Raw genomic sequence first — 10,397 nt, forward strand, 5'->3', positions numbered from 1 at the left:
CGTCTTGGCCGGTGGCCACCGGCCAAGACGCTAAATCGCTTCCATCGCACAAATCATGCCCGTGCAGATACAAGGGGAGCTTCCGCATCACCGCGTTGCGATGTGCTTGTTGTCTTCGTTGGCGGCCTGCTGGGTGTTGCGCGCGCCCATTTCGGCGACCTCCATCTTCAGGAGAGCGCCGGGGCGCACGCGCTGCAGGCCATTGACGACGATGCGGTCGCCGGACTTCAGGCCCGAGGTGACGATGCGCAGGCCGTCGACGGAGCCGCCGAGCGCGACCGGACGGTAGACCGCGCGATTGTCCTCGCCGACCACCATCACGAACTTCTTGTCCTGGTCGGTGCCGATCGCACGCTCATCGACCAGCACAAGCGTCTGCCTCTCGGGCTGGCCCATGCGCACGCGTGCGAACTGACCGGGATCAGGCGGCCGTCATCATTGCGGAACACCGCACGCACGCGGATGGTGCCGCTCTGGCCGTTGACCTGGTTGTCGATGAGCTGGATGTGGCCCTTGGCAGTGGTGCCGCCGGAGGTCGTCATCTCGACCGGGATCCGGTCGAGATTGCCGCGGGTGCCGGAAGCGTCCGCAATCGAGTTCAACGCGCGCAGCACCACCTCCTCGTCGGCATCGAAGCTGGCATAGATCGGATTGATCGAGACCAGCGAGGTCAATACCGGCGAGGCCGTGCCGGCGGCGACGAGATTGCCGACGGTGACCTCGAACTTGCCGACGCGGCCGTCCACGGGAGCGCGCACCTCGGTGTAGTCGAGATTGAGCTTTGCGGTTTGCAGCGTCGCTTCGGCAGCCTTGACGTTGGCAATCGCCTCGCGATTGGCATTGTCGCGCTGGTCATAGTCGCGCCGGGTCACGACCGCGTTGCCGACGAGCTGCGCGCCGCGCTCGAGCTCGCTCGTCGTGAAGACCACGCGCGCCTTGGCGGCCTCGAGCTGCGCCCTCGCCTTGTCGACCTCCGCGGCGTAAGGCGCGGGATCGATCTTGAACAGGACGTCGCCGGCCTTCACCAGCGAACCCTCAGTGAAATTGGTCGCCAGGATCGCGCCGGCGACACGCGGCCGCAGCTCGACACGGTCGATGGCCTCGAGCCGGCCGGAGAAATCGTCCCACAGGTTGGCCTGTCGGGGTTCGATGGCCGCGACCGTCACGGCGACGGCCTGCTCCGGCGCGGCGGCCGCACTGGTCGCCTGCGCGGCATAAAAATAGCGGCCGGAAAGGACCGATCCGGCCGCCGCGACGGCGCCAACGATCACAATACCGCCAACAATGCGTCGGAATCGGCCAGAACGGGGGGTAATGCGGGCGGGGGGCATTTGCGCGCTCCATAATGTAGTGAGCGCTACAAATGTGGAGCTGGACGCCGGTCCGCAAGATACTTATGTAGCGGATGTTAAGAAATTTTCAGGGAGCACGCAATGGCGATGGGCAGGCCCCGGGCGTTCGACGCCGACGCGGCGCTGGACCAGGCGATGGAAGTGTTCTGGCGGCACGGCTATGAGGGCGCGACGATCGCGCAACTCACTGAAGTCATGGGCATAAATCCGCCAAGCCTGTACGCGGCCTTCGGCAGCAAAGAGGGCCTCTTGAAGGCTGCGCTCGATCGTTATAGCGCCAAGCGCGCCTGCTGGCTGGAAGAAATCGTGAGCGCGCCGACCGCCCGCGAGGTGGCCGAGCGCATGCTGATGGGCACCGCCGACACCCAGACCGACCCCGCCAACCCACCCGGCTGCCTTCTGGTCCAGGGCGGCCTTGCCTGCGGCACCGGCTCGGAAAACGTTCCCTTCGAACTCGCCGCCCATCGGGCGCAGACCGAGAACCAGCTCCGCGAGCGCTTCGTAAGGGCGAAGGCCGAGGGCGACCTGAAGGAAACCGCTGACCCCGCCGCGCTCGCGCGCTATCTCTCCGCAGTCATCGCCGGTATGGGCGTGATGGCCTCGTCCGGCGCCGACCGCGAGGCGCTGCGGCAGGTCGCGGCGGTATCGGTGAAGGCAATCGAGGAGCAGAGCAATTCGTAGCGACCGGCAATGAGGCATTGGAGCGGCTGGCTGCCAGGTCTCGACACCGTCCGTCGATATGAAGCGGCGTCGCTTCCGCATGATCTTTTCGCCGGGCTCGTGCTGGCGACCATGCTGGTCCCGGTCGGGATTGCCTACGCGGAAGCGTCGGGCTTGCCCGGCATCTATGGTCTGTACGCAACGATCGTTCCGCTGCTGGCCTACGCGCTGTTCGGCCCCAGCCGCATCCTTGTGCTGGGACCGGACTCGGCGCTGGCAGCCGTCATCCTCGGCGTTGTCGTTCCGTTGTCGGGTGGCGATCCCATGCGCGCCGTAGCCTTGGCCGGCATGATGGCCATCGTTTCCGGGACGGTATGCATTCTGGCCGGCATCGTGCGTCTGGGGTTTGTGACCGAGCTTCTCTCCAAGCCGATACGCTACGGCTATATGAACGGCATTGCCCTGACCGTATTGATCAGCCAACTGCCAAAGCTCTTCGGCTTCTCCATTGAGAGCGCAGGACCGTTGCGGAGCATGTGGTCGATCGCCGACGCAATCCTTGAAGGCAAGACCAACCGGGTCGCATTCGGGATTGGGCTCGGCACGTTGATCGTTATTCTCCTGCTCCGGAACAACAAGCGACTGCCAGGCATCCTGATTGCGGTGGTCGCAGCGACGGTCATTGTCGCTGCGCTGGATCTCGGGCCCCATTACGGCGTGACCGTTCTGGGTTCTCTTCCGAAAGGATTGCCGGGCTTCGCCATTCCCTTGATAGGCTATAACGACATATGGCCAGTCATGCTCGGAGGTTGCGCCGTCGCGCTGATATCGTTCGCCGACACCAGCGTGCTGTCCCGCGCCTTTGCCGCACGGCTGAGCACGCAGGCCGATCCCAACCAGGAGATGGTGGCGCTCGGCGCCGCCAATCTGGCAACCGGTTTTTTCCAGGGCTTTCCGATCAGCAGCAGCAGTTCGCGCACGCCCGTTGCGGAAGCCGCCGGCGCACGCACGCAACTGACCTGTGTCGTCGGCGCGCTGGTCATCGCCCTTCTTCTGCTGGCAGCGCCAAACCTGCTTCAGCATCTGCCCAACGCCGCGTTGGCCGCCGTCGTCATCGCCGCGGCGATCGGCTTGTTCGAAGTCACCGACCTCAAACGGATCTATCGCATCCAGCAGTGGGAGTTCTGGCTATCGATGGTCTGCTTTGTCGGCGTGGCCGTGCTCGGGGTCATTCCGGGAATTGGTCTCGCAATCGTCATCGCCATCGCCGAATTCCTATGGGATGGGTGGCGCCCGCACTCGGCCGTGTTGGGCCGCGCCGACCGCGTCAAAGGTTATCACGACGTCACCAGATATCCGGATGCACGCCAGATCCCCGGGCTGGTGCTGTTCCGGTGGGATGCACCTCTGTTCTTCGCAAACGCCGAATTCTTCAATGAGCGCGTTCTGGACGCCGTGGCGAAATCACCAACGCCCGTGCGCTGGCTGGTCGTTGCCGCGGAGCCGGTCACCAGCGTGGACGTCACCGCCGGCGATACACTTGCCAAGCTGGACGAGACGTTGCAGGCACGGGGTATCGAGCTTCGTTTTGCGGAGCTCAAGGATCCCGTAAAGGACAAGCTGAAGAAATTCGGATTGCTGGCGCAGCTTGGCGAGGACAACTTCTTCCCGACCGTCGGCGCCGCCGTTTCCGCCTACCTCGAAATCAATAGCGATGTTGAATGGGAGGACTGGGAAGAAAAAGCCGGCCGCTAGGGTGTACTCTTAACGGCGTACATGTCAGCTTCTGACGGCCAAGCGGAAATCTTACGATCGGGCGGAGCATTGCCGCTCGTGACCCCAACTCGGACATTGGCATCTAGCGGGCCGCGGCCCCGGTGTGATTTGATTAATTGCAACATGCGAACGTTTCAGCAGTCACAGGAGCAACCTTGGATATTGCTCTGATATTTCAGTTTGTAGCGGCGATCATCATCGCGTTGTTCGTAGCGTACAACTTGCTTCATTATGTACTTTTTCTTTTGGTGACCCAACCGAAGGACGCGAGCAAGATAGGCCACGAGCTGAATCAATTCGAGCAACTCCAACTCGTCGAGTGGACACCGCAGCCGAGCGACTTTCTCAAGCACGATGACGAGAAGCGTACGTATGATGACGTGTTCAGCACGTATCGCGACGAGCAGGCGAACTACAGCACCTGCGTTTTCCCCCGAGTAGCATTTTCGCGCCCATACGAAGCCGAATATGTTCTTCTGAAGCTAAGGGACGGGATGCGGCTGTTAGATCTCGGCTGCGGATCTGGCGCGGCGGCCGACTACCTCGCCAGCCGGCGCAATATCGAAATTCTGTGTGTGACCAATTCAGCTGTTCAAGCGGACATCTGCCAACGGAAATTTGCTAAACTTGGTGGGCGTGGACAGGTGATCGTTGCCGACTTCGACAGCCTCGATCTTCCGAGTGAACATTTTGATGCCATCTATGCCCTCGAATCGATAGGCTACACTAAAGACTTGGACGCTTGGCTAGCGAGGTGCTGGCGGATGCTCAAGCCGGGAGGACGCCTTTTGATCCGGTCGCCGGGGTCGCTGGATCATTGTCACCGTAAGGAGGATTACCTGAGCGTCACGGCCTTCTTCGACAATTGGCGCTACAATTTTGTCGGCGCCAATCTTCTCGTCTACAAGATGCGCCGACTCGGCTTCAAACCGATCCGTTATCGGCGACTACCATTCTGGGCTTGGGGCATGACCTGGAACTTCATTCAACACATGCTGTTGTGGAAGTACAGGCTAAGGATGCGCACATTCGTCGAATTGGAACGGATCATCTGGCGTACTTCGAAGGCATTTGTTTTTGGCAACCCGTACAACACGGTGCTGGCCACCAAGCCCACGACCACACCACCTTGCTCCCAGATTCTTACATCCTCGGAAGCAGTTGCTGATCAGCATGCACCATCGGCGGCGGGCCGGGATCCATGACAGGTCCCAATGATGGGTCCAATATGCGCTGCTTTCGCCCTCACTTGTTTCACTGCTCCTGCATTTGCTGAAACTTGTACCGCTTCCCGCTACGGCGGGGATCGAACCGCGTCCGGCGAACGGATGAATCCAAGCGCGATGACCGCAGCGCACCGTTCCAGACCGTTCGGCTCTCACGTCACCGTCACCTCACATTCGACCGGGCGAAGCGTTACGGTTCGGATAAATGACCGAGACTGTTTGTGAAGGGACGGTGCATAGACCTGTCGAATGGCGCGGCCCGTGTACTCGGCATGGGTGGGACTGCAATAGCCTCTTTCTGCTGAGGGCGAAATGAGCACGAGTGGCGATCCGCGCCATTAGGCGCCGCGCATCCGCTCAGGAGACCGTGACCAACTCAGCGCGTGGGGCTCGCATCCGCGAACCCCGCCGAGCGCTTTGCGACTTCAGGCCTTGTGATGGACGGTCTGCAGGCCATAGACCGGCGTCGGGATGCCCTCGTAGCGCGCTTTCAACTGCAGGGAAAGAAATTGCGAGTAATGGCGCGACTGATGCAGATTACCGCCGTGGAACCACAGGCCTTCCTGCTGCGTCGGCTTCCACATGTTGCGCTGTTCGCCTTCCCATGGGCCGGGGTCCTTGGTCGTGTTCGAGCCGAGCCCCCAGACCTTGCCAACCTTGTCGGCCATTTCCGGGTTGATGAGGTCGGCAACAAAGCCGTTCATCGAACTGTAGCCGGTGGCGTAGACGATTACATCGGCGGGCAATTCCTTGCCATCGTCGAGCCTCACGCCGTTGGGCGTGATTTCCTCGACCTGACCTGCGACCAGCTTGACCTTGCCGTCGATGATGAGCTGCGAGGCGCCCACATCGATGTAATAGCCCGACCCGCGACGCAGGTACTTCATGAACAGCCCGGAATCATCGTCGCCGAAGTCGAGCCGAAAACCGGCTTTCGTTAGCCCCGCGTAGAAATCGGCGTCGCCCTCGCGGATCTTGTCGTAGACGGGCTTCTGCAGCCCAGCCAGGATCTTGTAGGGCAGCGAGGCGAAAATCAGATCGGCCTTCGCCGTCGTCATGCCGCCGCGCACGGCGCGCTCGGAATAGAGGTCCGCTATCGATTCCATCAGCGAATCCGAGCGCACGATATGGGTAGTCGAGCGCTGCACCATGGTCACGTCGACACCGGCCTCGTACAGCGCGGCGCAGATGTCATGCGCGGAATTGTTCGAGCCGATCACGATTACCTTCTTGCCCTTGTAGCGGTCGGCTCCTGGATGACGCGAGGAATGGTGTTGCTCGCCCTTGAAGGCGTCCATGCCCCTGAATTGCGGCAGGTTCGGCTTGGCCGACATACCGGTCGCAAATACCAGCTGCTTCGGCTTCAGCGTGATCTCCTCGCCATCTCGCTCGACGACGACGGTCCATTCGTGGTGAGCGTCGTCCCAGTCGGCGTGTTTGGCCGTGGTGCCGGTCCAGTAGTTCAGCTCCATGACCTTGGTGTACATCTCCAGCCAGTCGCCGATCTTGTCCTTGGGCGAAAATACCGGCCAGTTCTTCGGGAAGTCGATATATGGCAAATGATCGTACCAGACCGGATCGTGGAGGCAGAGCGACTTATAGCGGTTGCGCCAGGAATCGCCGGCACGGTCGTTCTTCTCCACGACGATGGTGGGCACGCCGAGCTGGCGCAACCGCGCTCCGAGCGCGATGCCGCCCTGGCCGCCGCCTATGACCAGCACATAGGGCTGGGTCTTGACGCCGAGCTGCTCGGCTTCCTCGTCGCGCAATTCCTTCCAGGTTTTGGCGCCGGGATTGACGCCGTGCCGGGCGCCGAGCGGTCGGCTGAAACCCGCCTTTTCCTCGTGACCTTTCAGTTCGACCATCGTAGTCAGAAGCGTCCAGATCTGGCCGTTCTGGAGGCGGACCAAGCCGTAGCCGCGCGCTACCTCGGTCTCGAACGAGATCCAGCATTCGGTCACGCCGCCGGCTTCGGTCGCGCTTTCCCCTTCAGCGATTTTCCAGTTGCCCGGCTTTGCGCGCGCAAGGCAAGAGCTGAGCATTTCCCGGACCTGATCGCGACCTTCCATGGTCTTTATGTTCCAGGTGAAAGCAACGAGGTCGCGCCAGTAGCATTCCGGTGCGAACATTGCCACGGCGGCATCGAGATCACCTGCCGCAAGCGCCGCTTCGAATTTGTCAAGAAAGACCTGGAAATGGGCGTTACTCGTGGTGTCGAGCATCATTTCCTCCCGGGGGCAGCCTTTAGTTTTTCTGCAATTATCTTATCCGAACTATCGAGCGAATCCAGACTTGCACGGCCCGATTTTCCTGTCGGCGTTCACGCTTCTCAGCGCCCTCCCACGGGCTGCTATCGTGCCGCTATCAGAGCACAGCGGACCTGATAGACCCAGATCTGGGGCGCGGGGATTTATGAGTACACGTCCTGGTGTCTCGCGCACCGATGCAGTTCGACCTGATCTGTGATTCAGATCGCCTGATCCATGACAGTGACCCCGTCGCCGGACCATTGCCAGCGTCCGCCGCCGGCACGCTTGGCGGCATAGAGCGCGCGATCGACCTGTTCGAGCAACGAGGCCGTGCCGACGGTTGCGTCGGAGGCAAGCTCGGTCACCAGGATGCCCGCGCTGGCGCCGATCCGCGCCGGCTTCTGCGCGACAAAGAAGGGCAGCGACAGCGCCTCGACCACCCGCTTGGCAAGCGCCACGGCGGCATCTTTCCCCGCCGGCCCGTCTTCCACCGGACGCAACACCATGAATTCATCGCCGCCAAAGCGGGCAACGGTGCCCTGCGGCCCGATGCAGTGGGTCAATCGTTCGGCGACCTGGCGGAGCAGCGCATCTCCGGCGTGATGGCCGAGGCGGTCATTCACCGATTTGAAACCATCAAGATCGATGGCGACGATGGCGATGCGTCCCGCGGCCTTCTCCAGCGCCGAGAGAAACGCGACACGGTTCGGCAATCCGGTCAGGAAATCATGATGAGCCTGGCGCGCCAGCGCCTGCTGGGCCTCCAGCCGCTCGATGAAGGCCTTGCTGAGATGGCGGGAGGCCTCGCGCAGCGTGATCCAGAACAGGAACAGCATGCAGGAGCCGAGCTTGTAGGCGAGCTCCGGCCGCAGCAGGCCCGCCACGATGGTCGGCGCGAACAGCACGGCCGATGCCGACAGCACGATCCACGGACGCACCGCCGCGCGCGACACCATGCCGACGCAGAAGGACATCGACAGTCCAAAGCTGATCCACGCCCCGGCCGCATCGCCGAGCCGGAGCGCGCGGTATGACAGTAGGCCAAGCCCCACCGAGAACGCCACCGCGCCGATGCCGTAGATGTGCTCCCAGCGCAGCACGTCCTGGTCGGAGAAGTTCGCCGATCGCAGCTTGTAGAGGCGTAGGCTGTATAGCCGGCCTGCGGCGGTGATCAGAATGAGACAGGAGATCAGGGCATAGCCGATATCCTCACTGACCAGCGCAAGCGCAATCGCGCCGGCGCCCGATGTCACGGTGATCGCCATGACCTGCGGCATCGACGTGTACAGCAACTTGATCAGTTCGCGGCGAATGCCAGGCTGCACGCCGCCGGACAGGGCTGTCAGTCTCATGGCCGGCACCATGCCGCTGAGTTGCTAAGAATCGGTGTTGCGGGTCGGCCCGGTCGTTGCCAGCTTCATGACAGGCTTAAGGGACCATCAAGGCGGCAGGAGCTCCGTTCTGGAACAAGCACACCGCCGTCATTCCGGGATGCGCCGCAAGGCGCAGGCCCGGAATCCATCGGGCCGCATACATTGGCGGAGAAATGGATTCCGGGTTCGATGCTATCGCATCGCCCCGGAATGACCGCGAGTTTTGTGCGGGGTTACGTCACCACATCGTCTGGCGGGCGCGCTCTGGCCATTCGCGGTCGTAGGTGTCGCCGCCGACCTTGTCCTCGCTCATACTGGCGAGGATCTGACCCGGCGTCGGCAATGTCCTGGGATCGACGCGCTTGTCGGGGTTCCAAAGATCGGCGCGGACGATCGCGCGGGCACACTGGAAATAGATCTCGTCGACGATCATGACGATGACGGAGCGTGGCGTCTTGCCCTCCATCTTGAAGGACGCGAGCAGATCCGGATCGATCGAGAGATAGGCGCTGCCGTTGACGCGCAGCGTGGTGCCGGAGCCGGGGATCAGGAACAACAGCGCGACGCGCGGATCGCGGACGATATTGCGGAGCGAATCGACGCGGTTGTTGCCGCGGCGGTCGGGCATCATCAGCGTCTTCTCGTCATGGATGCGGACGAAGCCGGACAGGTCGCCGCGCGGCGAGCAATCGATGCCTTCGGGACCGACGGTGGCGAGCGCGGCGAACGGCGACTTCTCGATCAGGATGCGATAGGGCGGCGTGATGTGGTCGGCGACCTTGACCGTGGAAGCATCGTTGGGGAAGCCGTAGATCGCCTCCAATTGTTCGATCGTCGCGATATTTGTCATCGGCTTCCCTTGTTCACTCGTCCCAGCGGCTGCCCCTGATGATCCGCGCGAGCTGGCCCGCGTGATAGTCGGCGGTGCCGACATTGACGATGGTGAAGTCCGGCGCGGCGGTCGTCTCGTCGACGGTGCGGCCGAGCCGATGCTCGATCCGGCCGTCGCTCGCGCGTCCGCGCATCGCCAGTCGTTCGGCCAGCACGTTCGGCGGCGCGGTGATCTGGACTACGACGACATTGGCGTAGGCGCGGCGGGCCACCGATATCACCGTGCGCGAGACGTTGGCGATCACGGTGCGGCCGGCGCGGAGATCGTCATCGACCGCACGCGGCAACGCATAGCTATGGCCATGCGCTTCCCAATGCATCGCATAGTCACCGCGCGCCACCGCCTCGCGGAATGCGTCCGCGCTGACCTCCTCATTGTCCTCGGCGGCTGACGAGGCGCGCGTGATCACGCGGCGCGCAAAGACGGCATTGCCATCCTCGGCACAGGCCGCTTTGGCGAGCCCGAGCAGCGTATCCTTGCCGGCACCGCTCGGGCCGACCACCAGCACCAGGCGGCCGGGACCGATCGCTATAGGTGTCTCGATTGCAACTGCCTGTGCTTCCGTCATGCGACCCGCTCCCCTTCCCGCCAGACACTGCGCACCACCGGGAGGTCGCGCGCGAGATGCACGCGGATCAGGTCGGCGCGCTTGCCGACCGCGATCTCGCCGCGGTCGGTGAGCCCCACCGCTTCGGCTGGCGCCTTCGTCACCGTGCGCACCGCGGAGGCGAGATCGATCGCCGGCACGTGCTGCGGCAATTGCAGCGCCGCCATCAGCAGGCTCGAAGGGATGTAGTGGTCTATCACAGTGATTTTGACTCTTTGGGGGTGGCTGGATAGGCGCGGCCGAGTTTGGCGCGAGCTTTGTC

Annotated in this window: 8 protein-coding genes and 2 pseudogenes; 4 read left to right on the forward strand and 6 right to left on the reverse strand. The window is 62.7% G+C overall.

Going from position 1 to position 10,397, the window contains the following annotated elements:
• Positions 1-87 precede the first annotated feature (87 nt).
• Positions 88-1,331: pseudogene (locus AAFX91_RS34175) on the reverse strand (efflux RND transporter periplasmic adaptor subunit).
• A 102-nt stretch (positions 1,332-1,433) separates the two neighbouring features.
• On the opposite strand from AAFX91_RS34175, the gene AAFX91_RS34180 reads away from it, so the two are divergent.
• From AAFX91_RS34180 to AAFX91_RS34195, 4 genes and pseudogenes are all read left to right on the forward strand, one after another.
• Positions 1,434-2,033 carry a TetR/AcrR family transcriptional regulator gene (locus AAFX91_RS34180; RefSeq protein ID WP_394569500.1) on the forward strand — a complete coding sequence of 200 codons (600 nt, stop codon included), beginning with the start codon at positions 1,434-1,436 and terminating at the stop codon, positions 2,031-2,033.
• A 9-nt stretch (positions 2,034-2,042) separates the two neighbouring features.
• On the forward strand, positions 2,043-3,767 hold the full coding sequence (locus tag AAFX91_RS34185) for a SulP family inorganic anion transporter (RefSeq protein WP_394569501.1): 1,725 nt from the start codon (positions 2,043-2,045) through the stop codon (positions 3,765-3,767).
• A gap of 176 nt (positions 3,768-3,943) precedes the next feature.
• Positions 3,944-4,993, forward strand: a complete 1,050-nt coding sequence (locus AAFX91_RS34190; RefSeq protein WP_394569502.1) for an SAM-dependent methyltransferase — start codon at positions 3,944-3,946, stop codon at positions 4,991-4,993.
• A 9-nt stretch (positions 4,994-5,002) separates the two neighbouring features.
• Positions 5,003-5,319: pseudogene (locus tag AAFX91_RS34195) on the forward strand (septal ring lytic transglycosylase RlpA family protein).
• A gap of 120 nt (positions 5,320-5,439) precedes the next feature.
• Here the strand turns inward: AAFX91_RS34195 and AAFX91_RS34200 are convergent.
• From AAFX91_RS34200 to AAFX91_RS34220, 5 genes are all read right to left on the reverse strand, one after another.
• The gene (locus tag AAFX91_RS34200) at positions 5,440-7,236 is read right to left on the reverse strand and encodes a flavin-containing monooxygenase (RefSeq protein WP_394569503.1); all 1,797 of its coding nucleotides are present in this window, start codon (positions 7,234-7,236) and stop codon (positions 5,440-5,442) included.
• A gap of 245 nt (positions 7,237-7,481) precedes the next feature.
• Positions 7,482-8,615 carry a diguanylate cyclase domain-containing protein gene (locus AAFX91_RS34205; protein ID WP_394569504.1) on the reverse strand — a complete coding sequence of 378 codons (1,134 nt, stop codon included), beginning with the start codon at positions 8,613-8,615 and terminating at the stop codon, positions 7,482-7,484.
• Between the two features lie 259 nt (positions 8,616-8,874).
• Entirely contained in the window at positions 8,875-9,486 is a 612-nt protein-coding gene (locus AAFX91_RS34210; RefSeq protein WP_394569505.1) for a pyridoxamine 5'-phosphate oxidase family protein, read from the reverse strand.
• A gap of 13 nt (positions 9,487-9,499) precedes the next feature.
• On the reverse strand, positions 9,500-10,096 hold the full coding sequence (phnN, locus tag AAFX91_RS34215) for a phosphonate metabolism protein/1,5-bisphosphokinase (PRPP-forming) PhnN (protein WP_394569506.1): 597 nt from the start codon (positions 10,094-10,096) through the stop codon (positions 9,500-9,502).
• The coding region (locus tag AAFX91_RS34220; RefSeq protein ID WP_394569507.1) for an amidohydrolase family protein at positions 10,093-10,397 on the reverse strand (305 nt) is incomplete at its 5' end. The genes phnN and AAFX91_RS34220, both read right to left, overlap by 4 nt.

This window comes from Bradyrhizobium sp. 31Argb, from assembly GCF_043638955.1.
Taxonomy (GTDB): domain Bacteria; phylum Pseudomonadota; class Alphaproteobacteria; order Rhizobiales; family Xanthobacteraceae; genus Bradyrhizobium.

Excerpts from the sequence above, each read along its gene's own strand:
- AAFX91_RS34180 (WP_394569500.1), top strand. The coding sequence starts at position 1,434 with ATGGCGATGGGCAGGCCCCGGGCGTTCGACGCCGACGCGGCGCTGGAC.
- AAFX91_RS34185 (WP_394569501.1), top strand. The coding sequence starts at position 2,043 with ATGAGGCATTGGAGCGGCTGGCTGCCAGGTCTCGACACCGTCCGTCGA.
- AAFX91_RS34200 (WP_394569503.1), bottom strand. The coding sequence starts at position 7,236 with ATGCTCGACACCACGAGTAACGCCCATTTCCAGGTCTTTCTTGACAAA.
- AAFX91_RS34205 (WP_394569504.1), bottom strand. The coding sequence starts at position 8,615 with ATGAGACTGACAGCCCTGTCCGGCGGCGTGCAGCCTGGCATTCGCCGC.
- AAFX91_RS34210 (WP_394569505.1), bottom strand. The coding sequence starts at position 9,486 with ATGACAAATATCGCGACGATCGAACAATTGGAGGCGATCTACGGCTTC.
- phnN (WP_394569506.1), bottom strand. The coding sequence starts at position 10,096 with ATGACGGAAGCACAGGCAGTTGCAATCGAGACACCTATAGCGATCGGT.